The sequence below is a fragment of the Marinobacter caseinilyticus genome, from assembly GCF_011074955.1.
GTDB lineage: Bacteria > Pseudomonadota > Gammaproteobacteria > Pseudomonadales > Oleiphilaceae > Marinobacter > Marinobacter caseinilyticus.
The window spans coordinates 68,989-91,794 of record NZ_WUQJ01000006.1 but is presented as its reverse complement, the minus strand read 5'-3'; the positions used below and the strand labels follow the sequence as shown (position 1 = coordinate 91,794).

18 protein-coding genes are annotated in these 22,806 nt (G+C 57.1%); 16 read left to right on the top strand and 2 right to left on the bottom strand.

The window, feature by feature from the left end; translation table 11 throughout:
- The first annotated feature begins 589 nt into the window (after window positions 1-589).
- The 5 genes from recC to GRX64_RS02655 all read left to right on the top strand — a co-directional run bounded on the left by recC (window position 590) and on the right by GRX64_RS02655 (window position 11,134).
- On the top strand, window positions 590-4,117 hold the full coding sequence (gene recC / locus GRX64_RS02675; RefSeq protein WP_166263653.1) for an exodeoxyribonuclease V subunit gamma: 3,528 nt from the start codon (window positions 590-592) through the stop codon (window positions 4,115-4,117).
- Window positions 4,078-7,869 carry an exodeoxyribonuclease V subunit beta gene (recB, locus tag GRX64_RS02670; protein ID WP_166263652.1) on the top strand — a complete coding sequence of 1,264 codons (3,792 nt, stop codon included), beginning with the start codon at window positions 4,078-4,080 and terminating at the stop codon, window positions 7,867-7,869. The genes recC and recB overlap by 40 nt, the downstream gene beginning before the upstream one ends.
- Entirely contained in the window at window positions 7,866-10,076 is a 2,211-nt protein-coding gene (gene recD, locus GRX64_RS02665) for an exodeoxyribonuclease V subunit alpha (RefSeq protein WP_166263651.1), read from the top strand. Before recB ends, recD begins: the two co-directional genes overlap by 4 nt.
- An 85-nt stretch (window positions 10,077-10,161) precedes the next feature.
- Complete coding sequence (locus GRX64_RS02660) at window positions 10,162-10,575, top strand: TA system antitoxin ParD family protein (RefSeq protein WP_166263650.1); 414 nt, start codon at window positions 10,162-10,164, stop codon at window positions 10,573-10,575.
- Entirely contained in the window at window positions 10,565-11,134 is a 570-nt protein-coding gene (locus GRX64_RS02655) for an ATPase (protein ID WP_166263649.1), read from the top strand. Before GRX64_RS02660 ends, GRX64_RS02655 begins: the two co-directional genes overlap by 11 nt.
- A gap of 107 nt (window positions 11,135-11,241) precedes the next feature.
- On the opposite strand, the gene GRX64_RS02650 is transcribed toward GRX64_RS02655, so the two are convergent.
- A complete protein-coding gene (locus tag GRX64_RS02650; RefSeq protein ID WP_166263648.1) occupies window positions 11,242-11,898 on the bottom strand; it encodes a transglutaminase-like cysteine peptidase in 657 nt (218 codons plus the stop codon).
- A gap of 12 nt (window positions 11,899-11,910) precedes the next feature.
- The gene (locus GRX64_RS02645; RefSeq protein WP_166263647.1) at window positions 11,911-12,588 is read right to left on the bottom strand and encodes a type II secretion system protein N; all 678 of its coding nucleotides are present in this window, start codon (window positions 12,586-12,588) and stop codon (window positions 11,911-11,913) included.
- A 228-nt stretch (window positions 12,589-12,816) separates the two neighbouring features.
- Between GRX64_RS02645 and gspE the strand changes: the two genes are divergently transcribed.
- The 11 genes from gspE (at window position 12,817) to gorA (ending at window position 22,771) form a co-directional block, all read left to right on the top strand.
- Window positions 12,817-14,325 carry a type II secretion system ATPase GspE gene (gene gspE / locus GRX64_RS02640; RefSeq protein WP_166263646.1) on the top strand — a complete coding sequence of 503 codons (1,509 nt, stop codon included), beginning with the start codon at window positions 12,817-12,819 and terminating at the stop codon, window positions 14,323-14,325.
- Window positions 14,326-15,537, top strand: a complete 1,212-nt coding sequence (gene gspF / locus GRX64_RS02635) for a type II secretion system inner membrane protein GspF (RefSeq protein WP_166263645.1) — start codon at window positions 14,326-14,328, stop codon at window positions 15,535-15,537.
- Between the two features lie 78 nt (window positions 15,538-15,615).
- Window positions 15,616-16,053, top strand: coding sequence for a type II secretion system major pseudopilin GspG (gene gspG, locus GRX64_RS02630; RefSeq protein WP_427901639.1), 438 nt, complete (start codon window positions 15,616-15,618; stop codon window positions 16,051-16,053).
- Window positions 16,054-16,059: 6 nt separating this feature from the next.
- Window positions 16,060-16,593: a type II secretion system minor pseudopilin GspH gene (gene gspH / locus GRX64_RS02625; protein ID WP_166263643.1), complete on the top strand. Its 534-nt coding sequence runs from the start codon at window positions 16,060-16,062 to the stop codon at window positions 16,591-16,593.
- Window positions 16,590-16,979: a type II secretion system minor pseudopilin GspI gene (gspI, locus tag GRX64_RS02620; protein ID WP_166263642.1), complete on the top strand. Its 390-nt coding sequence runs from the start codon at window positions 16,590-16,592 to the stop codon at window positions 16,977-16,979. The genes gspH and gspI overlap by 4 nt, the downstream gene beginning before the upstream one ends.
- Window positions 16,976-17,740: a type II secretion system minor pseudopilin GspJ gene (gene gspJ / locus GRX64_RS02615; protein WP_166263641.1), complete on the top strand. Its 765-nt coding sequence runs from the start codon at window positions 16,976-16,978 to the stop codon at window positions 17,738-17,740. Before gspI ends, gspJ begins: the two co-directional genes overlap by 4 nt.
- The gene (gene gspK / locus GRX64_RS02610; protein WP_166263640.1) at window positions 17,740-18,738 is read left to right on the top strand and encodes a type II secretion system minor pseudopilin GspK; all 999 of its coding nucleotides are present in this window, start codon (window positions 17,740-17,742) and stop codon (window positions 18,736-18,738) included. Before gspJ ends, gspK begins: the two co-directional genes overlap by 1 nt.
- A gap of 85 nt (window positions 18,739-18,823) precedes the next feature.
- On the top strand, window positions 18,824-20,128 hold the full coding sequence (gspL, locus tag GRX64_RS02605) for a type II secretion system protein GspL (protein WP_166263639.1): 1,305 nt from the start codon (window positions 18,824-18,826) through the stop codon (window positions 20,126-20,128).
- A gap of 4 nt (window positions 20,129-20,132) precedes the next feature.
- Window positions 20,133-20,657 carry a type II secretion system protein GspM gene (gene gspM / locus GRX64_RS02600; RefSeq protein WP_166263638.1) on the top strand — a complete coding sequence of 175 codons (525 nt, stop codon included), beginning with the start codon at window positions 20,133-20,135 and terminating at the stop codon, window positions 20,655-20,657.
- 46 nt (window positions 20,658-20,703) lie between these two features.
- Window positions 20,704-21,372 (top strand): GNAT family N-acetyltransferase, encoded by a 669-nt coding sequence (locus GRX64_RS02595; RefSeq protein WP_166263637.1) that lies wholly within the window; start codon window positions 20,704-20,706, stop codon window positions 21,370-21,372.
- A 34-nt stretch (window positions 21,373-21,406) separates the two neighbouring features.
- On the top strand, window positions 21,407-22,771 hold the full coding sequence (gorA, locus tag GRX64_RS02590; RefSeq protein ID WP_166263636.1) for a glutathione-disulfide reductase: 1,365 nt from the start codon (window positions 21,407-21,409) through the stop codon (window positions 22,769-22,771).
- The last annotated feature ends 35 nt before the right edge of the window (window positions 22,772-22,806 follow it).

Genomic DNA, 22,806 nt, shown 5'->3' with positions numbered 1-22,806 from the left:
CGTTTTCCAGGGGCCTACTTTAAGCCCAACCGCAAACACCCGGACCGCAGGAGAGTAACTCAACAAGGTTGTCCTTCAGCCACCGGCCGTTCGTCAACTCGACACAGCTCAAACATGCGTCAGGCATAGCTTTAATATAGTTCGAATGGAGCGCTGGCGAAGCGCTGACAGACATTCATGCGGCTAGTGTGGCCATGTCGAATTTACTTAATGGTAAATAAAATATATATAACAGTTAGATAAGATGAACTATTAAACCTGTTTCCCCATGAAGGGGGGGTGACTCCAGATGTGTGCGGCGTTGGGTTCAGGCGTCAGCCGGGTACGGCCGGGCGCTAACGAGCTGGCTGGTTTCAAGCGCTGCTCCAGGACGTCATGGACCGTTGCCAGCAACCGGTTTGTGACACCGCATTGAATCCCGCGCGGGCCAGCCGGCTTTCAGTCGCGCAATGAATTGATCCAGAAACGATTGTCCCGCTCGGTTGGGCTGTTACAGTATCGGTTTGGAAAACAGCGGCCTGGTCGTTAACCGTGGGCGCCGCTATGGAGTGTTGCGGCGTCGCATCGGTGGCCAGAACCAGGAGCAAGCATGGGCAAATCCTATACAAGTACCGACAAAGCCGGCGAGCGGCCCACCGGGTTTCAGGTGATCCACGCGAATCGGCTGGAGGACCTGCGGTCATTGACGGTTGAGGTCATTCGGCACTTTCCGCTGGCGCCATTGGACGATGAAGTCTTCCTGGTGCACTCCAATGGTATCGCCCAATGGCTGAAGCTGGCACTGGCTCGCGATCAGGACGATCCGGAACTGGCGGGGGTCGGCATCGCGGCGGGTATGACCTTTTCATTGCCGTCGCGTTTTCTCTGGCAGGTCTATCGCGCCGTTCTCGGCGAACAGGCCGTTGCCAAGCAGTCACCCTATGACAAGGACCGGTTGACCTGGCGATTGCTCCGTTTGCTGCCCGAGATCAAAGACCAACCGGTTTTTGCCCCGTTGGCCCGATTTCTGGCCGGCGCGGAAGGCGATCGGCGGTTGTATCAGTTGGCAGACCGGATCGCGGATCTTTTCGATCAGTATCAGGTCTACCGGGCTGATTGGCTGGACGCATGGCGCCAGGGCCGTGATGAGATCAAGACCCGATCGTCGCGAGTCGTCGCGCTGGCTGGGGATCAGTGCTGGCAGCCTGCTCTCTGGCGCCTGCTGAACGACGACATTGGGCCCCAGCAGAGCGATGCCAGTCGCGCCGACGTGCACAACCACTTCATGACGGCCTCGGCCTCCCTGTCTCCGCAAACCCGCCCACAAGGCCTGCCCAAGCGATTGATTGTGTTCGGGGTATCGTCGTTACCGCAACAGACCCTGGAAGTCCTGAGTCGCCTGGGTCGGTGCTCGCAGGTCCTGCTCTGCGTACATAACCCCTGTCGCTACTACTGGGCCGATATTGTTGAGGACCGGGAGCTGTTGCGGGCGACCAACCGCCGTGGCCGGCAGCGGGAGTCCATGCCCGATGTGCTGGATGAGAATAATCTGCACCTGCACGCCAATCCGTTGCTGGCGGCGTGGGGTAAGCAGGGCCGGGATTACATCCGGTTGCTGGATGAATACGACGATCAGGCGGGCTACGCGGAATGGTTTGATCGCATTGATATCTTCGAATCCCACATTCATGATCCAAGCGCGCCCACGTTACTTGCAGCCGTTCAGGACGACATCCTCGAATTACGCCCGACTCTGGAGTCGGTCCAATGGCAATCGCCTGACTACCGGGGCGATGAATCACTGGTTTTTCACACCGCCCACAGCCCACAGCGTGAAATCGAAATTCTGCACGACCAGTTGCTGGCGGCGTTCAGCGCCGATGACAGCTTGAAGCCACAGGATGTGATTGTGATGGTGCCCGATATCAATGCCTATGCACCGCACATTCAGGCGGTATTCGGCCAACTTGAGCACGGTGATGATCGCTACCTCCCTTTTACCATTTCCGACCAGGGTCAGCGTCATCAGGCGCCGGTTCTGGTGGCGCTGGACATGTTGCTGGGCTTGCCGGACTCACGACTGGCGGTGAGCGATGTCCTGGATTTGCTCGACGTACCTGCGGTGCGAGACCGCTTTGGCTTGCAGACCGATGATTTGCCCCAGCTTCATGAATGGATTCAGGGTGCCAACATACGCTGGGGGTTGAACGCCGAACAGAAACAAACTCTGGAATTGCCGGGCGGCATGAGCCAGAACACCTGGCTGTTTGGCCTGAGGCGAATGCTGCTGGGATACGTTGTCGGTGAAAATGAGGCCTGGCAGGGCATTGAGCCTTACAGCGAAGTGGGCGGTTTGGAGAGTCGCCTGGCCGGTCAATTGGAGGTGCTGGTGAGGGCGCTCGAACACCACTGGCACGTATTGTCTGAGGACAAAACTCCTGATCAGTGGTCGCAAGCCCTGCACGACCTGAAGCATCAGTTCCTAGGCGAGCTGGACAGCTCTGGCGAGTTGGTGGTGAGCCGCCTCGATCAGGTGGTGGACGAGTGGGGCGCCGCCTGTCACGACGCCGGTTTGGCCGACACCAGGCTGCCGCTTACCATTGTTCGCGATGTCTGGCTGGATCAACTGGATCAGGGCGGGCTAAGTCAACGGTTCCTGGCAGGCAAGGTAAATTTTGCGACATTGATGCCGATGCGGGCGATTCCGTTCAAGCAGATTTGTTTGTTGGGCATGAACGATGGCGATTACCCGCGCAGCCAGCCACCCATGGATTTTGACTTGATGGCAAGGGACATCCGCCCCGGTGACCGATCGCGGAGGGAGGATGACCGTTATCTCTTTTTGGAAGCATTGCTTTCTGCTAGAAAACAATTTTATATCAGCTGGATAGGTCGGAGTATTAAAGATAATTCTGAGCGTCCGCCATCGGTTCTGGTGGCACAACTTCGGGACTATATCAACGCCGTGCGACCGATAACGGAGGCTCAGGCTGATGACCAACTTAGCCACCGCCTGACCACAGAACACCCACTGCAGCCGTTCAGCCCGCGCTATTTTGACCGTGAGAATGACCAGCGCTTGTTTACCTACGCACGGGAGTGGCGGGAGGCCCACCAAATCAATGCCAAAGCCCTGGACCAGACTGCGTTAACCGATTGGCCGGAAGGTCTGTTTGACGAGCCGGTAACACTGGCGATGCTTGGTCAGTTTCTGAGAAGTCCTGTGGACACGTTTTTCCAGTCGCGGTTGGGCGTCTATTTTGACCGTGCCGATCTGAGCACCGAAGACAACGAGCCGTTTGTGCTGGACGGGCTTGAAAACTGGAAGCTCAGCGATGAATTGATTCGTCGTATCATCGCCCAACCCGGCGCCGTTGAAGACCTCGACCAACGGCTGGATGACCATATCCGCCACCAGTCGGCCCGCGGTGAGTTGGCTCAGGGCGGGCTTGGTCAGTTACAGCAGCGCAGGCTCAAGAAGGATCTTCCAGCCTTGTCCGAGCGTTATCAAAGCTTGCTGAGCGCGTACCCGGTGGCCATGGATTTACAGTTGGTGTCACTGGAAGCGTCTGTGGGCGACCAACGGCTGCAACTGGAGGACTGGCTGGGCAATTTGCGGGCCAATGCGGCGGGCGACCAGGCATTGGTGTTTCTGCACAGCAGCGGACTGACCACGGCGAAAAACCAATACAAGTGGGTTCAGTTTCTGCGCCCGTGGGTGCACCATCTGGCGGCCAACGCCCTCAGTGACCAACCCATCACCACCCATGTGCTCAGCAAGGCGGGTGACATTGCCTTTCATCCCTATGGTCAGGCGGACGCCCGCCAGCACCTGACGGACATTTTAATGGCCTGGCTTGAGTCCCATAAAACCCCGTTGCCATTGGCCCCCAAAGCGGCCTTCGCGTGGCTGGATTCGGTGGTGAAACAGGGTGAAGAAAAAGCTGCGGAGAAGGCCCGTAGTGCCTACGAGGGCGGCTATAACCTGACCGGTGAGGTAGCCGACAGCCCGGCTCTGCAGCGCTGCTATCCGGAGTTTGAGTCGCTTCGCAGGGATGGTGAATTTACACGCTGGCTGGCACTTCTCTATCGCCCGATATGGCGCAACGTGAAACAGGATGGGGGAACACCAACGTGACCCAGGATACGCACCTTAACCCCTTGAGGTTGCCGCTTCATGGCAGCCGGTTGATTGAAGCCAGTGCCGGTACGGGCAAAACCTTTACCATTGCTCTGCTGTACGTGCGTCTGATCCTCAACCATGGCGATGTGGCCCGAACCAGTGCACTGATGACGCCCCGGGACATTCTTGTGGTGACGTTCACCGAAGCGGCCACCAAAGAGCTCCGGGACCGGATTCGCACTCGGTTGACCGAGGCCGCTGACGTGTTCCGGGCGGCCCCCGTCGCCTTCGAGGCGAAAGCGCCGGGTAAAGATCCTCTGCATGATCTGAGAGCCGACTACGACCCAGCGCAATGGCCGGCGAAGGCGCGCTTATTGCAGCTAGCGGCCGAGTCCATGGATGAGGCTGCCGTGCATACCATCCACGGGTGGTGTAACCGGATGCTGAAAGAACACGCCTTTGACAGCGGTGGCCTGTTCAATCAAAACCTCGAGACCGATCAAAGCGAACTGCAGGCGCAGGTAGCCCGGGATTACTGGCGCTCGTTTATCGCCGGGCTTGACGAGGATGCAGTGGAAGCCTACCTGACAGCGGTGCGCTCACCCGAGGATCTGCAGGGCCACGTCCGGGGGCTACTGAACCTGAGCCAGCACCTGCCGGTCGCGGCGTCCTCTCCGGCGGATTTGTTGGGCACCCTGGTTGGTGAGCGCCGGCAGGTGTTTGATGCCGTTCGGGCCCGGTTGCCTGATCTGATCGAAGATTTTTTGGTCCTCTGCGGCGAGGCCCAAGCACGCAAGCAGTTTGACGGCCGAAAATTTCGGCTGGCAAATGTGCAGGGTTGGATGAGCGTGTTGCAGGAATGGTCGGCTGCGCCGTCGATTGACCCTCCCGCACTGACCGATGCGGCCTGGAATCGCCTGTCGGCACTCGGCATTGAGGAGGCTTGGAAGACCGAGCCAACGCCGGCCAGTCACGGCCTGATCGTCGCTGTGTCAGAGCTCAATGCGCAGCGTCTAACGCCCGTGCCGCGGCAAGCATTACTGATCCATGCGACCCAATGGATTGGCAAGCGACTGGAAAAAGAAAAGTTGCGACGGGCCGAATTGGGCTTTGATGACTTGCTGACCCGGCTTGATTCTGCGCTACAAGGTGAGGGCGGCGATCGTCTGGCGGGCACCATCCGAAATCAGTTTCCGGTGGCCTTGATTGACGAATTTCAGGATACCGATCCGACACAATATCGCATCTTTGATGCCATTTACCGGGTAGCGGACAACCTGGCAGATACCGGGTTTTTTATGATTGGCGATCCTAAACAAGCGATTTATGCGTTTCGGGGCGCCGACATCTTTACTTATCTTAGGGCCCGCAAGGCGACCGAAGGGCGTCACGTCACGCTGCCGAAGAATTTCCGGTCGTCCGCTGCCATGGTACAGGCCAGCAACCGTGTATTCGGGTTTGCCGAGGCCGGGCAGCCTCATGGCGCATTTCTGTTTCGTGGCGGTTTGCAGACCTCTGATAACCCGCTGCCGTTTCTGCCGGTTGAGGCCAATGGCCGCGAAGAAACATTCACCATCAATGGCACGGTGCCAGACGCGATCACTTTTTGGACACACAGTAATACGGATACCAAGGACACCGTGACCACAGCGGTGGCCGAAGCCTGTGCCAGTGAGATCGCGCGGATGCTCAATCTGGGGCTGAATGGCCAGGCCGGCTTCACTAAGCCGGGCCACGCGTTTCAGTCACTGCAATCGTCGGATATTGCAATTCTGGTTAACAAGGGTGCTGAGGCCCGGGCCATTCGTACAGCATTGGCAATGCGTGGGGTGCGAAGTGTGTATTTGTCAGACCGGGCTTCCGTACTCCAGAGCGTTCAGGCGATAGACCTGATGCACTGGCTGGAGGCTTGCGCAGAGCCTGAGCGGGACCGGTTAGTGCGCTCCGCACTGGCCACCGCCACCCTCGGTTTGGGTTGGCCGCAGCTGGATCATTTGCGGCGTAATGAACTGGCCTGGGAGGACGAGATTGAACGATTCCGGGGGTTCCGGTTGATCTGGCAGGGGCAGGGCATCCTCGCCATGGTCCGCCGCCTGTTGACCGCCTTCGAGGTGCCGGCCCGCCTGCTGCAGGAGGATCAGGGGGAGCGTGCATTGACGGATGTTCTGCATCTGGCCGAACTGCTGCAGTATGAAAGTCAGCAAGTGGATGGCGAGCAGGCATTGATCCGTCGTTTCGGCGAAATGATAGCGGACGCCGGCCGGGACTCGGAAGCCATGCAACTGAGGCTGGAAAGCGATGCCGATTTGGTGCAAGTGGTGACCGTTCACAAGTCCAAAGGTCTGGAATATCCTGTGGTGTTCCTGCCATTTGCCACCAGCTGTCGTCCCGTCGGCAAACGGGACAATACGGTTACGTGGCATGACGACGAAGGGCGCTTGCAGGTGGCATTCGAGCCCGATGACGATGTGTTGGCGAAAGCCGATCGGGAACGCCTGGGAGAAGACGTCCGCAAACTCTATGTGGCTCTGACCCGTGCACGCTATGCGACCTGGGTCGGCGCCGCAGACATGGGCGGTGATGAGGGCCGCAGTGCCTTGGGGTATCTCGCTGGCGCCGACGCGGCGTCATTGGAACCCGGGCTCACGGCGATGGCGTCCGATACGCCTACCCTGCGCGTGCAGGGATTGCCTTCAGCCACCGGCGAGCTGTACCGCGCGCCCTCCGGGGCGGCTTTGGGAGATGCCCGGCGCCCATCACGCACGGCCAGGGAAGACTGGTGGATTGCCAGCTACTCGGCGATCCAGTACACCGCAGGCGCTGCCGAGCCATCGGCCGGTTTAATGGCGGGCACCCGGACCGCGCCCGAGGCCGAAACCCCGGAGGCCGAGCGCCTGCAGGAAGATCGCGGGCCGACTCTGTCCGCCGATCAGCCGCCGGTCACGAATCCCGATCCGGAAGAACGCCGCCTGCATGGCTTTTTCAGAGGGGCCGGTCCCGGCACGTTCTTGCACCACGTGCTCGAATGGTGTGCGGACCTTGGTTTTGGCGCGGTGTCAGAGCGCAGCGATGAGCTGCGCGCAATGCTTGAGAAGCGCTGCCTCGTGCGGGGCTGGAATCCCTGGGCTAACCCGCTTACCCACTGGGTGAAAGACTTTATCGACACGCCATTAATACTGCCCATGCAGGCTGATCAAACTCAGCCTACCGCAACGCTGGGCACCATCGGGCAAGCCATTCCCGAGCTTGAATTCTGGTTTTCCAGCCGGCACGTGAAGACTCGCGCGCTGGATGCCATTGTGCGTCGCTACACCCTGACCGGGGTTACTCTGCCGGTGGGGACCGCACGTCCGCTTGCGGATGAAATGACGCTGAACGGCATGTTGAAGGGCTTTATCGACCTGGTGTTTGAGCATGACGGCCGCTATTACGTGGCCGACTACAAGTCCAACTACATTGGTCCAATGGACGACAGCTACACGTCGCAGGCGATGGCGCAGGTGGTGAGTGAAAAACGGTATGACCTGCAATACGCGCTGTACCTGCTCGCGCTTCACCGGTTACTAAAGGCTCGGATACCGGATTATGACTACGATCGCCACATGGGTGGTGCGGTCTATCTGTTCTTGCGTGGCAGCGGGTCAGACAGTGCCGGCGTTCACTGCGACCGGCCAGATCGGCGCATGGTTGAAGAGCTTGATAACCTGTTCCGTCAACGCAGCCCGCACCAGCCTGCCTCTGAGCCTGCCAAGGAAGTGGACCAATGATAACGTCGCCGGAATCCATCGCACCGTTCAATGCCGCCGAGGTGCTGACCAGCCCGACCGCGTTGTTCAGCCTGCTTGAGCAATGGGTGACGTTGGGATGGCTGAGACCGTTAGACACGGCGCTGGCGCGGTTTCTTGATGATGAAACCCGGGTGGCCAATCAACCGGCATCCCCTCTGTTATTGTTGTTGGCTGCCCTGGCGTCACACCAATTAGGCCGGGGACACGTGTGTCTCGATATCGCGGCGATGCAACACGAAGGCTTGAACGATGCCCTGTCGTTACCGCCGGAAGATCAGACCCTGGCGCACAGCAGTTTGCTGCCATCGGACCTTCTGGCCAGTACCGAGCCAGCCGTCTGGGAGGACGTCCTGACGCACCCACTGTTGGTCGCCAACGCCGCCGACGCCGGCGCTGCTGGCAATACGCCTCTGGTGCGGGACGGTTTGCGGTTGTATCTGAGACGTTACTGGCAGTACGAACAGTCAATTTTTAAGCACTTGGTGCAGCGACTGGACCAGCATGAGGCTGTGGCGAACGCCAACTCTGAAACCGCTCAGGCGCTGAAAAGCACCCTGGACGCACTGTTTCCGCAGCGGGCATCCGCTACTGACTGGCAGCACATCGCTTGTGCCAACTCTGCCAGACAAGGTTTTAGTGTGATTACGGGCGGCCCGGGAACCGGCAAGACCACCACCGTGGTGAAGTTGCTGGCGGCGCTGCAAAGCGTGGCTCTCAGCGTCGGTGCTGGCACCCGGGCGTTGCGGATACGGTTGGCGGCCCCCACCGGCAAGGCGGCCGCCAGGCTCAACGAATCCATCTCTGGTGCCACCACCGGGCTGGACTTGAGCGGGCTGGCGCACGCCGATGTATGTCGTCAGGCAATTCCCACCGAGGTCACTACGCTGCACCGACTGCTGGGAAGCATACCCGGTTCCCGTCGCTTCCGGCATGACCGGGACAATCCATTGGTGGTGGATGTGCTGGTGATTGACGAAGCATCGATGGTGGACATTGAAATGATGGCTCGCGTGCTGGATGCACTGCCAGCCAAGGCCAAACTGATATTACTGGGCGACAAGGATCAGCTCGCCTCCGTGGATGCCGGTGCAGTGCTAGGCGAGCTTTGTCAGCGCGCGAGCGAGGGTCATTACACCCAATGTACTGCCGAATGGCTGTCTGCGATCAGTGGCTGTCCCGTTGACCCTGAGCTGGTGGATGACCAGGGTAAACCGCTGGATCAGGCCATCACGCTGTTGCGCAAGAGCTATCGTTTCGATGCCGACAGCGGGATCGGGCAACTGGCGGCGGCCGTGAATGGCTCGGAAGTTCAGCCGGGCAGCGGTGCGACGGCAGTCAGGTCGGTCTTTCGTGCTGACTATGCTGATCTGGCCCGGCTTGGCCTCAATGGTCGGGAGCCGGAGGCAGCGATCAGTCACCACAGTATTGATGGCGGTGCCGAGTTGTTTCCGGGCCGGGGCCAGGGGCGACGGGTTCAGGGCCGAGATATTGTTGCACCGGTGGGATATGCCTACTATCTGGCCCACATGCACGAAGCCCGTCCGGCCGCGTTGGAGACCATGGCGGCGTACGACCGCTGGGCGCGTTCGGTGCTCGACGCCTACAGCCAGTTTCAACTGTTGTGCGCCCTGCGGCGCGGCTCATTCGGCGTCGAAGGGCTGAACCAAGTGATAGCGGGCGCCCTGCATCGGGCAAAGCTCATCAGAGCCATCGACGGGTGGTACCCCGGCCGACCGGTATTAGTGACTCGGAATGACTACAGCCTGGGCTTGATGAACGGCGACATAGGGATCTGTTTGGAGTTGCCGGCGCGGCAATGGATCAAGGGTGAGGAAGTGATCGATTCCGCCCGACTTGTCCAGCGTGTTGCGTTTCCGGCGGGTGACGGCAGTGGCGGCATTCATTGGGTTTTACCGAGCCGCTTGCAGGCCGTGGAGACGGTTTACGCCATGACCGTCCATAAGGCCCAGGGATCGGAATTTACCCACGCCTGCCTCGTACTGCCGGATCGTCCAAGCCCGGTGTTGACCCGGGAGTTGATTTATACGGGTATCACGCGGGCCAAACATTGGTTCAGCCTGCTGCTGCCCAATGACGGTGTGTTTGAGCAGGCGGTGGAACGGCAAGTGACAAGAACCTCGGGCCTCGGACGGCTGCTATTGGGAACTTCAGCGGCTGAGAAATGATGCCTTCCGTTGCTGTGTGAAGCAGGTTGCAACAAAAGGTGCAAGGCGCTACGATTGGGTTTGGGCTTAAGAGTGGGAGAGTGCTATGTCCATACCTGTACGTCTTGATGAGTTTCTGGTCCGCCACGCAGCGGCCGAGAGTCAGCTTCAGCGCCGGTCTGTTCCCAAGCAGATTGAATTGTGGGCAGAAATTGGTCGCTGCATTGCGAGCGAGGTCTCCGCGGAAGACCTGATCGCGCTGACGCAGGGCCTCAAAAAGGTCCGGGTGGAGCGGGTGCAGGCCGAACCTCTGGACTCCGATGACCTCTGGTCCGAAGTAGAACGGGCTCGGGCATCCGGTGAGTTGTCACGCGGGATCACCCGTCAGCGCACGGTCTATCAGGCATCGGCCAGTCAGCCAGGCTATCTCGAGGCGCTCTACCCGGACGGCAGCCGTGCAGTCGGCCGTTTCGTGAATGGCGCCTTCGAAAAACTTGATGGGCGGGACAATGCCGCCTGAGCTCTGGTTGTTGGTCGGCGGCAATGGCTCCGGGAAGAGTACGTTCTACGAGACGTTCCTGGCTCGCAAACACATTCCACTGATCAACGCTGACAATATAGCTCGCACCCTTTGGCCGGATCAGCCCGAGCGTCACAGTTATGAAGCGGCGTTACTGGCTGAGAAAGAGCGCTTCCGGTTGCTGGATGAGCGTCAAACCTTTTGTTTTGAAAGTGTTTTTTCGCACCCTTCCAAACTCGATTTTGTCGGTGCCGCAAAAGCGGCGGGCTATGTCATCAAAGTGTTCTATTTTCATTTGAGTTCCGTGGACCTCAATATTGCCCGGGTCGCCTGCCGGGTGACTGCGGGCGGGCACAGCGTGCCGGATGACAAGGTGAGGGGGCGGATTCCACGCACCCTCAATTTGATACGGGACGCTGCCGGCCTGGCGAATGAACTACACCTGATCGACAATTCCAGTGCCGATCAGCCATATCAAAGGCTGGCGGTTTGGCGGGAAGGGCAGTGGACGCTGTTGGTTGAGCATCCACCGGCCTGGGTCATCACCTTTACCGGATAACACCACCGGCCGTCGCTTTGGTCAGATGTGAGTGAGAGTCGAACCCTCTGTTTTGCCCGCATGGGATTGACGTGGCGACCGGTTCAAACCGCCGGCTTCGGTATTTCTTATTTCAGCGTATTGACCAGTCGTGAATTCAGTCGTGTCCAATGCTCAAGCTTGGTAGCGTCGCCGATGCGCTTGTGGCTGCCACCGAGCTGGGTTAGCCACAAGCCCTCTCCGTTGAAGCTGTAAACCGGCTCAAGATCAAGACGTTGAGAGGCGGGTTTGATCTCGTCAATCAGGTTGTCGAGGATCATTGGATCGGCATCGGGGGTCGGGTACCAGGCCAAAATCATGTGTGCCTGATTCAATTCGAGGGCTTTAACATAGGTAATGCGAAGCTGTTCGTCGGGCACCCCCATGGATTTCAAGGTGAGGTATTTCGCGATGGAGAAATCCTCGCAGTCGCCGCCATTCGTGGCGAGCAGTTCGACCGGTGTTGCCCAATAGTCTTCCTGGCCCCAGTGTTTGAGGTCATTAATGAATCGGGCACGATTGAAAAATGAATTGACCAGCGACAGCTGCCGCTCGGTGGTCGCTGTCGCAGCCATGTCATGCAGGTTCTGCCATTGCTCAAGGCGAGCCCGGGCCTCTGTGCCGAATTGCCGCTGCACGAAGGTCAGTAGTTCGGGGCTTAACTCGAGAGCAGTGACGGTGCAGGACGCCAAAATAACAAACAATAATGCAACCCGTTGAATCGAGCGCGACAGTCTCGGACGCATACTGGTAACGGCCTAGTTGCTGTTGTTTCTTAGGCGTTCGCGCAACTGCTCCAGACGTTGCCGAATTTCTTCACGGCGCTGATCTGATGATGAGCTGGTTGCCGGTGACCTAGCCTCCGGGGCAGTGGTCGGGGAAGACGCAGCGGGTGTGCTTTCGTCATATTGTTGGGCGGTGGTTTCGTTGATTTCGTTAACCGCGACCGACATGCCTGAAGAGTCGTCAGTTTCTGGAAAATACAAATTTTCAAGTTTGCCGCCTCGGTCCAGAATGACCCGCCTCGGGTGAACCGATCGCAGTTTTGCGCCGCCGGGCAGATCATTGCCCACGACATAAGCGTCGGTTTTTCCCTCAGAGTCTTCAATCAGTGCACTGGCGGGGTACTCACCATCGGCGGCCAGTACACCGCGAAGAAAAATCCTCAGATTGGTTTCCGGCAGGTTTTCAGTATCCACTTCCTGGGGTTCTCCGACACCGTCGGACGAACCGAATAGATTCAGCGAGGACAGATCAACGGTCGGGTTGTTCTTTGCCCTGGACACCAAGCGTTTGGACTGCTCTTTTGTCAGGACTTCAATGCGTTTTTGCTCTCCCAGCCAAAACGAGTAGCCTTGCCAGGCCAGTGTTCCGACCATAGCGGCAGTGAAAATAATCGTGGCAAGCAGGGGAAGCTTGGCATTCATGGCTGACATCGGGTTCCTTTAGCGGGCCTTACTGTTTGAGACACAATGTATCAGGTTTGCCATCAGTATAGTGATGACCGGTTAAAGATATAAACCTTTGTAATGCCAGACAGGCAATTTGGCCGTTTTGACGCGCATAAATGAAGGATTGCCCGCCATTTTGCATCTTCCTGTGGTAGCCTCTTTCGATTAGTAGAAGAATAAGATTTTACTGGCCATGTATGGATGAGGATTACGTTGAACACTGACTCTGATCTCCAGCAGCATGAAGCCCCGCTGGGCCGTCTCCCGTTTACGTTTGCCAAGCGCAATGGTGTCATTTTAACCCGAGACGACAGCGGTGAACCCGTCGTGCTGGTGCGTCCGGGCGCGGTTCATTCTGCGCTCGCAGAAGCAAACCGCGTGAGCGGCGGCCGGGCCCGTTTTGCCCCCATCGACCCGGGCGCTTTTGATGAGGCGCTGAATTCGGCCTACCAGAACGACTCTGCCGAAGCGATGCAAATGGTGGAAGGCATCGGTGACGACATGGATCTGGCGTCGCTGGCGGATTCCGTGCCTGAAACGGAAGACCTGCTTGAACAGGAAGACGATGCTCCGATAATTCGTCTGATCAACGCCATCCTCACAGAGGCCGTTAAGACCAACGCCTCGGATGTCCATATTGAAACCTACGAGAAGCAACTGGTCGTGCGCTTCCGGGTTGACGGAGTTCTGCGTGAAGTCGTCCAGCCCAAACGTGCACTGGCGCCCTTACTGGTCTCGCGTATAAAAGTCATGGCGAAGCTGGACATCGCCGAGAAACGCGTACCGCAGGATGGCCGTATTTCGCTACGTGTCGGGGGCCGGGAGGTGGATATCCGGGTGTCAACGATGCCGTCATCGAACGGCGAACGCATTGTGCTGCGCTTGTTGGACAAACATGCGGGGCGTATTCACCTGGAATCGCTCGGCATGGCCGATCGCGACCTCAAGATTTTGCGAAAGCTGATTCATCGGCCCTACGGCATCTTACTGGTGACAGGGCCCACCGGCTCTGGTAAATCGACTTCTCTGTACGGTGCACTGCAGGAAATCAATGACCGCACCCGCAACATTCTGACTGTTGAAGACCCCATTGAGTACAACCTTCCCGGCATAGGTCAGACCCAGGTTAACCCCAAAGTCGACATGACCTTTGCCCGCGGGTTGAGAGCGATTTTGCGCCAAGACCCGGATGTCGTGATGATTGGTGAAATCCGAGATCTGGAGACTGCGGAAATCGCCGTGCAGGCCAGTTTGACGGGTCACCTGGTGCTGTCGACCCTGCACACCAATACCGCAGTCGGCGCCATTACCCGTTTGATGGACATGGGGATTGAGCCATTCCTGATTTCATCCAGTCTGGTGGGAATTGTTGCACAGCGGCTGGTGCGGGTGTTGTGCGATGAGTGCAAGCAGCCATACACACCCAGCGAAGAGCAGTGTGAGTTCATACAGCAGGATGCCGCCACTCCGCCAACCATCTACCGCGCCACTGGTTGTGCCAGTTGCAATCAGCTGGGTTATCGCGGTCGTCTGGGAATCTACGAGGTGGTGGAAGTCTCCGAGGCCCTGAGCGGCTTGATTCATAAACGGGCGGGAGAGCTGGAACTGGAACACGAAGCTCGTCGACACGGGCCCAGCATTCACGCCGATGGTGTTGCCAAGATCCTTGCCGGGGTCACGACCATGGAAGAAGTCCTCAGAGTAACCTACCGGAGCCAATAAATGCCCGCATTTGACTTCAAGGCGCTGGATTCCCGGGGCAAACAAAAGCAGGGCGTTTTGGAGGCCGATAGCGCTCGCGCCGTACGGCAGCAACTTCGGGAAAAAGGTTTGGCACCGCTTGCCGTCGAGCCGGCAGTGGAAAAACGCAGCAAGAGCAGCCCACTGAGCAGTCGGGGTAGCCTGAGCACTTCCGATCTGGCGTTAATGACGCGACAGATAGCGACCTTGATTCAGGCTGGTATCCCGATCGAGCAGGCCCTGTCGGCAACCGCACAACAGTCGGAAAAGCCACGGGTCAAAAGCATGTTGATTGCCATTCGGGCCAAGGTCATGGAAGGTTATACGCTGGCCGATAGCCTGGGTGAGTTTCCCCGTGCGTTCCCCAGGCTTTACCGCTCAACGGTGGCGGCCGGTGAGCACGCAGGCCACCTTGACCTTGTACTTAACCGTCTGGCTGACTACACCGAAAGTCGTCAGGAGGCGCGACAGAAGATACAGCTGGCCGCAATATACCCCATCATTCTGAGTGTCGTTGCAATTTCGATCGTGGTCTTTCTGCTGACCTATGTGGTGCCTGACATCATCGAGGTGTTCGTCAAGCAAGGGCAGGAGCTGCCAACCCTGACCCAGGCCATGTTAGCGATGTCGGAATTTTTGGCGAGTTACGGTGTCTACATGGTAATTGCCATCATCGTATCGGTGTCGCTGTTTCGCATGTCGCTGCGTAAATCGTCCAACCGGCTTCGCTTTCATAGGGCGTTACTGAACTTGCCGCTGTTTTCGGGCATGGTGAGGGGGGTTAACACGGCCCGCTATGCCAGTACGTTGAGTATCCTGACCACCAGTGGCGTGCCGTTGGTTGAAGCCATGCGCATTGCCGGTGAGGTACTTTCGAACGACTTCTTACGCCAGGAATTACGAGGCGCGGCCCAGCGTGTCAGCGAAGGTGGCAGTCTGCACCGATCACTGGACCAGACCGGCTACTTTCCACCCATGATGCTGCATATGATCGCCAGTGGCGAAGCCAGTGGAGAACTGGACAGCATGCTGGAGCGAACGGCCCGGATGCAGGAAAACACCCTACAGGCAAAAATTGCCGCCATTGTTGGTCTCTTTGAACCCATGATGTTGTTGGTGATGGGGGTTGTAGTGCTGATTATTGTGATGGCAATCATGCTTCCAATTCTGAACATGAGTAACCTGGTGGGTTAACGAATGTCGGAGACAACCACGGCCATCCATTGTTGAACCGCAGATTTTAAACCGCAGAGGATAAAGAGAGTCAAGATGATGAAACAAACAGCTGGCCAACGTGGTTTTACGTTGATCGAAATCATGGTGGTGATGGTAATCCTGGGCCTTCTTGTGGCCATCGTGGCGCCTAACATCATGGGACGCAGTGACCAGGCACGGGTCACCGTGGCGAAGACCCAAATGAGCAACATTGGCAACGCACTGGACCTGTACCGGCTGGACAACAGCCATTACCCGTCGACTCAACAGGGTCTCAAAGCCTTGGTCTCCAAGCCTGGGGGCAGCCCTGAACCCCGTAACTGGAATCCGGATGGCTACCTGAAAACTCTGCCTGAAGACCCCTGGGGCCGTGAGTACGAATACATCAGCCCGGGAATCAACGGCCCTTACGATCTGTACTCCTATGGCTCAGACGGCCAGGAAGGCGGAGACGGTGACGCCGCTGATATCAGCGTCTGGGACACAGAGGGCTAACGCATCGTGCCACCCCGGCATCCACAATCAGGGTTCACCCTGATCGAAATACTGGTGGTCCTTATCGTGGTGGGACTGTTGGCGGCCCTCGCGATTGTCAATCTCGGTGGGGGTACGCAACAGCGCGAGCTTGAAAACACTGTCCGTGAACTGTACCTGCTGATGCAGACGGCTTCTGAACAAGCCATTCTCAATAATCAGGAACTGGGGCTGATCCTGGAAGAGGGCAGTTATCGATTTGTGGTGTTTGACGATCAGCAGCGGGTATGGGCAGCTCAAGAGGAGCGCTTGTTTCAAAGTCGATCCATCCCGGATTGGACCATCATTACACCTTACATTGATAACGATATACCTCGACTGGCCAGCGATGACGACGCACTCCAACCAGACCTGCTATTTTTTTCGAGTGGTGAAACGACGCCGTTCGATATCGAATTTAACGTCGCGAAGCAACCGGACACCCTTCACCGGCTCCAGTCAGATGGCATTGCCTCCATCGAGTGGCTGGCGCCCGGCGAAGAAAGTGATGGCCCTCAATGATTAATCGGCGCAGCGGTGGCTTTACATTGATTGAAGTGCTGGTGGCATTGCTGGTCTTTGCACTCATTGCCACTACTTCAGCGGAGGTGGGCAGTCAGTACATTGGTAGCTACGAGCGTATCCGTGACAAGACCCTGGCGGGGTGGATTGCTGAAAACCGGATGAACGAATTGCGGCTCGAAGTAGCCTTTCCCGCAATTGGCGAGCAAGTCCGCGAGCTGGAATATGGGGAGTATCGGTGGCGAGTGATATCTGAAGTAATCGGAACCGAGGAGCCCACGATCCGAAGAGTTGACGTCACCGTTGAGCGTTTCAGCGGTGAGCAGTCAGAACCGCGCCGGGTCCACACGCTGTCTGGTTTTATCGGCGAGCAGGGACGCAAATGAGGGCACCGATAGCGGCCAGGCACTGGCGTCGTGAACAGGGCTTTACCTTAATGGAGGTGTTGATTGCGGTCACCATCACTGCGGTGATTGGCCTGGGTGTTTGGCAGGTTATTGGGGGCGTGGTGCTGTCACGGGATCGAGTGGATGATGTCTCGGAAGATTTTGAAGCCTTGCAGAAGGCGTTTTTGCTGATAGGCCGGGACATGACCCAGATTGTGAATCGGCCGGTCCGAAACATTTATGGCGATTTTGAACCGGCATTGTCCAGCCGCGACGACGCTTTTGAACTGGTATTAACACGGCAAGGCTGGCGTAACCCGCTGGGCCGTCGGCGCAGTGAACTCCAGCGCAGTGCCTATGAGTTTACGGGCGAAGAGCTTCGGCGACGTTATTGGGTCGCGGTGGATCAAGCGCAGGAAGACGAAAGTCGAGACCAGTTGCTCTTAAAAGACATCAGCGAATTCAATGTCCGCTTTATGGATAAAGAGCGTACCTGGGTCGATGACTGGCCGCCGGGAAATAGCGGTGATGGTTCGGGCGAAAGCAGCGGCAATGGCCAGAAAAGCCCGCAACTACCAATGCCGCTGGGCATTGAAATTTCGTTGAGCCACGATCGTTTTGGTGAGATCACCCGCCTGTTTACACTTCCGGATTTTGACCGCAGCGAAGCTCAGGGCGCCATATCCCGGTCAATCCAGAGTCAGCTGTCGGAAGAAGACGATACTCAACCAGAGCAACCTCCCGTTCAGGGAGCTAACTGATGATTCGGCATGGGGTACTTTGTCGTCAGCGTGGTGTGGCTTTGATTATCGTTTTATTGGCGATGGCGCTGGTGGTCATGCTGGCCGCGGGGATGACTCGTCATCAAAGTGTTCGGGTCTATAAGGCGAGTCATTACCTGACTCAGAATCAGGGTTACAGTATCGCCCTGGGAGCCGAAGCGTTCGCAAAACAGGTACTGGTGCGGGACTTCGAAGAAGACAAAGAAGATAACCTCTACGTCGATAGCCCGGACGAATTCTGGGCCAAGTATTCGGCACTGTTACCGCTGGATGATGGCGTCGTCGAAATACAGGTGGATGACCTTGGCGGGCGTATCAACCTGAATGACTTGATCGACAGCAGCGGTGCCGTCGATGAAGTCACCAAAGATCGGGTTCGCCGATTGTTCATTGCACTTGGTATTACTGGGCTGAATGTGGACACATTGATCGACTGGATTGATAGCGATGACCAGACCATCAGTGCCTACGGCGCTGAAGACGGGCAGTACCTTATCCAGGACCCGCCTTACAGAGCGGCCAACCAGCCGTTTCAGAGTGTCAGTGAACTGCGACTTCTGCAAGGCATTACAGAAGAAGAATATCAGGCCCTGGAGCCCCACGTAGCGGCGCTTCCAGTGTCGGGTGTGGGCATCAATGTTAACATGGCAACGGCGCCGGTCTTACAGTCGCTGCATGATGAGATCAGCCCATCACAAGCCGAGGCCGTGATTCTCAAACGGACCGAAGAGCCATTTGAGAATATTCAGGATTTTCTGGCATTACCGGAATTTGCCGGGCTTGGCCTTAAAGCGAACGGACTGGGGCTGCAAACCCGGTTTTTTGAGGTTGCCTCGCGGATTACCTATGATAACCGGGCGGTCAACCTGGTGAGCACGGTGTATCGCAGTCCGGAAGGCGTGTTATCGACCCTGAGTCGGGATACCGGACAGAAAAACCGGATAACCAAAGAACGTTACGGCGTGTCTGAGGGCTAGTATGCCCTCGGCGACACCCGGGTCTTAGTCAGCCGTTGACGTCGTGCAGTGTTCTGGGTCCATCTAATAAAAGGAAGCCAAAGCAATGTCATATCGCCTTTATACACGGCCAGTGCCGCCGTTTGCGGACCTGGCCTCCGATCCTGAGACCCAGCTTTTTAATTGGGTGCTGATCGATGCCAGTGGTGATATCCAGGCACAGGGTGTAAGGGACACCCGAGAGCACATTGAACAGACATTGACCCAGAACGCGCTTGAGAATGTCCGGTTGATCGGTCTGATACCAGGTGATGAAGCGCTGTTCTGTTTTGCGGACATTCCCGCCAAACAAGCCCGCTTTGTTCGACAGGCGTTGCCATTTGCCGTGGAAGAGCAGTTGGCTCAGGATATTGATACAGTCCACCTCGCCCTTGGCAACCGGGAAGAGCACGGTTTTAGAGTGGCCGCCGTGGATCATCAGCGGATGGGACTCTGGTCGGAGTTGTTCCGGGACTGGCACCATGCCCGGCTTGAAGCGCTCTACGCAGATGCTTCGCTCTTGCCCGTCAGCGAACATGACTGGGCCATCTGCCTGGACGGTGACAGCGCGATGCTGGCAAGCCGGCAAGGCGAATGGCTCAAAATGCAAGTTGGCAACCTCGCCATGTTCGCCGAAACGCTGGCGTTGCCGCCAACCGATGAGGTTATTGCTGAAGTCCGTGTTGCCGCATTCGGCACGCAGGATGAACTGGACCAACAACAGGCGCTGATAGCGGGACTCCAGTGTTCAGGCCGCCTGGTTGTCAGTCAGCACGCATTGGAACTGATGCCGTTGGAGTTGCTGGCGCACTCTCACCACCACCATCTGTGCACCCCTATTAACCTTTGCCAGGGCAGCTATGCACTCAGTGGTGACGGGAAAAGTGCTTTGCGTCCCTGGCGCCCGGCGATTGCTGTCGCATGTCTCTGGTTTTTACTGCAGGTAGGTATTGAAATTGGGCTGGGGGTTTACCATCAGCAAGAGGCCGACGATTTCAATGAGCAGGCAATGGCGATTTATCAGAAAGCTTTTCCGTCCGATACCCGGACCCATGCGGGTAACGTGCGCAGAGTGCTGGAAGGTCAACTCAGGCTGGCTCAGCAGGAAGGGCCAAATGCCGATTTTCTGACGTTAATGAAGCTGGCAGGGCAGCAATACGCTCAGTTGCCAGGTAAAGAATCCGTCGAATTCAATACCATCAATTACAGTCGCTCACGAGGTCAACTGGTGGTTGACTTGAAGGCGGATAATTTTGCCAAACTCAATGCACTGCGCAGTGGTTTAACGAGCAGTGGTCTCAATGCCGAAATTGGATCGGTGGTTAACGAAGCCAGCGGTGCACGAGGCCGCCTGACAATTTCCGGAGGCTGAAACCATGATTCAAAAAATCAAAGAACTGCCCGTCGTGCAAAAAATGGTCGCTCAGTATGACCATTTACCGAGGCGAGATCAGCAAGCGCTTATTGCTTTGACGGTGGCGTTGTTTATCGCCATTATCTATTTCGCTGTCTGGCGTCCGGCGTCAGCATTTCATCATGAAGCAGTCACTGACAGAACAAGTGCCGAGGCTTTGGTGGTCTGGATGGAGGGCAATCGCGATGTCATTCAGCGGATTTCGGCACGCGATAATACCGAAATGACCGGTACTCGTATTGAAGACGGTCGCGCACTGATGTCGACGGTCACACGCAGTGCTGGTGAAGCGGGCCTGTCGCTGCAGCGATTTGAACCCAGTGGTGAAGATGGTATTCGGGTGTGGCTGGAAAACGCACCGTTCAATCAGGTGGCCGGATGGCTCGAAACGTTGAATGCCGACTATGGTATCGCCATTGACCAGGCCGCGCTGGATCGCGGTAAATCACCAGGGCTGGTATCTGTGAGACTGACGCTGCAGATCTGACCTGGGGCATGGTACTGATTAACAAGAAGCACGGTGGAGTTTCGGCATGGCACACGCGAGTACAGATAAAAACAATAAAACCGAACCTGTCATTGTCCGACTGGATGGCACCGCCATCAGTGAGGCCAAGTCAATTCTGTTTCAAGCCTACAGGCACGAACCAACCTTCCATTATCTGTTTGATCATCGTCGCCCCGGCTATGATCAGCGGGTCAGAGCAACCATACGCGAACTGATTAACCTGTATTTCGATCTGAAGCAGGAAGCCATTGGTATCATGCTGGATGAGACGCTGATTGCCGTCGCATTCATTGGTGACCCTGACCTGCGGTTGAATCTGACTGAACAATTGAGTTGGCGCCTGCGGATGGTACTGACGACAGGATTCTCGTCGACCCGGCGCTATCTTGATTACCACGAACAGATAAAAGCCCTGTTGCCTCAACCATTGGCTCATCAGCTTCCTTTAATGGGTGTGCACCCCAAATATCAGGACCGTGGTATTGGCCGGTTGCTGCTGGAGACGGTCGAGCGCTTATGTGCAGAGAATCCTAGAGGCAGCGGGCTGGTTCTGGATACCGGAAACAGTCGTTATTTGCAGTTTTATGAATCCATGGGGTTTCGTAGCCTGGGCCGGATACAACTGGGTGAGTATGAAGACTACGTGCTTTTCCGCGAAGTGGGTCCTGTCAAAAGTAAAGTAAACATAGCCTGAGTGACCCACTGAACCTGAAGTTTAAGGAGATGAAGTGTCAGATAATTTTGATTACGACCTGATAGTCATTGGTGCAGGGTCGGGCGGTGTCCGGCTGTCGAGAATGTCGGCTCAGCGTGGTGCACGTGTCGCCGTTGTCGAATCCAGGTATTTGGGCGGCACCTGTGTCAACGTTGGTTGTGTGCCGAAGAAGCTGTTTGTTTACGGCTCGCACGCAGGCGAAGACATCCAGGACGCGGCCGGTTACGGCTGGACAGTACCGAACGAGCAAGTCTCCTTTGATTGGCCCACGCTGGTCGCCAATAAAAATGCCGAAATTGAGCGCCTGAACGGCATCTATCAGCGAATGCTTGAGAATGCAGGCGTTACCATCATTCAAGGCACTGCATCCTTCAAAGACGCGCACACCATCGCGATCGGTGACCGTATCGTTACCGCCAAACACATAACGATTGCGACAGGTAGCTGGCCGGTAACCCCCGAAATCCCGGGGAAAGAGTGCATTCTCAGTTCAAATGAAATGTTTTATCTACCGCAGTTGCCCCGCCAGGCAGTGGTTTGGGGTGGCGGTTATATCGCGGTTGAGTTTGCGGGAATTTTGGCCGGACTCGGCGTTGAAACAACCCTGATTTATCGCGGCGAGTTGTTTCTGCGCGGTTTTGACGACGATGTCAGACGCTTCACCGCCGATGAGCTGCGTAAAAAAGGCATCAACCTCAAATTCAACGTGACCATTGAGTCTGTACAGGCTGAGGGCTCTCACTACTCGGTTGCACTGACCGATGGAAGTACCATGACTACAGGCCTGGTCATGGCGGCGACGGGCCGTCGTGCGCTGGTGGATGGCCTTGGTCTCGAAGCGTTGGGAGTGAACATGACCGGGTCCGGTCATGTTGAGGTGGATGATCGCTTCCAGACCGCTGTGCCATCGGTTTCGGCACTGGGTGATGTCATCGGAACCCCTCAGCTGACCCCCGTCGCTCTGGCCCAGGGCATGGTGCTCTCCCGGCGCCTGTTCGGTGATGGCGAAAGCGACATGGATTACAACTGCATACCGACGGCGGTTTTTTGCCAACCCAACATCGGAACAGTGGGATTAACTGAAGCGGAAGCGCGGGAAGCTCATGGCAAGCTCCGCATCTACCGCTCGGAATTTCGCCCAATGAAACACACAATGACCGGGCGGGATGAGCGTAGTTTGATGAAACTGATTGTGGAGGATGAAAGCGATCGGGTGCTGGGAGCTCATATGGTTGGCCCCGAGGCAGGCGAGATTCTTCAGGGTCTGGCCGTTGCCATGAAAGCCGGTGCGACCAAAGCAGATTTCGACCGCACCATCGGGATTCACCCAACGTCCGCTGAAGAGTTCGTCACAATGCGTGAGCCGGTTGCCAGTTAAGGGCATTATGCACCGCTGACAGTGCCGTCAGGCCT

What these genes read in the sequence shown, in the direction of transcription:
- recC (WP_166263653.1), top strand. Translation starts at nt 590, where the DNA reads ATGGGCAAATCCTATACAAGTACCGACAAAGCCGGCGAGCGGCCCACC.
- recB (WP_166263652.1), top strand. Translation starts at nt 4,078, where the DNA reads ATGGCGCAACGTGAAACAGGATGGGGGAACACCAACGTGACCCAGGAT.
- recD (WP_166263651.1), top strand. Translation starts at nt 7,866, where the DNA reads ATGATAACGTCGCCGGAATCCATCGCACCGTTCAATGCCGCCGAGGTG.
- GRX64_RS02660 (WP_166263650.1), top strand. Translation starts at nt 10,162, where the DNA reads ATGTCCATACCTGTACGTCTTGATGAGTTTCTGGTCCGCCACGCAGCG.
- GRX64_RS02655 (WP_166263649.1), top strand. Translation starts at nt 10,565, where the DNA reads ATGCCGCCTGAGCTCTGGTTGTTGGTCGGCGGCAATGGCTCCGGGAAG.
- GRX64_RS02650 (WP_166263648.1), bottom strand. Translation starts at nt 11,898, where the DNA reads ATGCGTCCGAGACTGTCGCGCTCGATTCAACGGGTTGCATTATTGTTT.
- GRX64_RS02645 (WP_166263647.1), bottom strand. Translation starts at nt 12,588, where the DNA reads ATGTCAGCCATGAATGCCAAGCTTCCCCTGCTTGCCACGATTATTTTC.
- gspF (WP_166263645.1), top strand. Translation starts at nt 14,326, where the DNA reads ATGCCCGCATTTGACTTCAAGGCGCTGGATTCCCGGGGCAAACAAAAG.
- gspG (WP_427901639.1), top strand. Translation starts at nt 15,616, where the DNA reads ATGAAACAAACAGCTGGCCAACGTGGTTTTACGTTGATCGAAATCATG.
- gspI (WP_166263642.1), top strand. Translation starts at nt 16,590, where the DNA reads ATGATTAATCGGCGCAGCGGTGGCTTTACATTGATTGAAGTGCTGGTG.
- gspJ (WP_166263641.1), top strand. Translation starts at nt 16,976, where the DNA reads ATGAGGGCACCGATAGCGGCCAGGCACTGGCGTCGTGAACAGGGCTTT.
- gspK (WP_166263640.1), top strand. Translation starts at nt 17,740, where the DNA reads ATGATTCGGCATGGGGTACTTTGTCGTCAGCGTGGTGTGGCTTTGATT.
- gspL (WP_166263639.1), top strand. Translation starts at nt 18,824, where the DNA reads ATGTCATATCGCCTTTATACACGGCCAGTGCCGCCGTTTGCGGACCTG.
- gspM (WP_166263638.1), top strand. Translation starts at nt 20,133, where the DNA reads ATGATTCAAAAAATCAAAGAACTGCCCGTCGTGCAAAAAATGGTCGCT.
- GRX64_RS02595 (WP_166263637.1), top strand. Translation starts at nt 20,704, where the DNA reads ATGGCACACGCGAGTACAGATAAAAACAATAAAACCGAACCTGTCATT.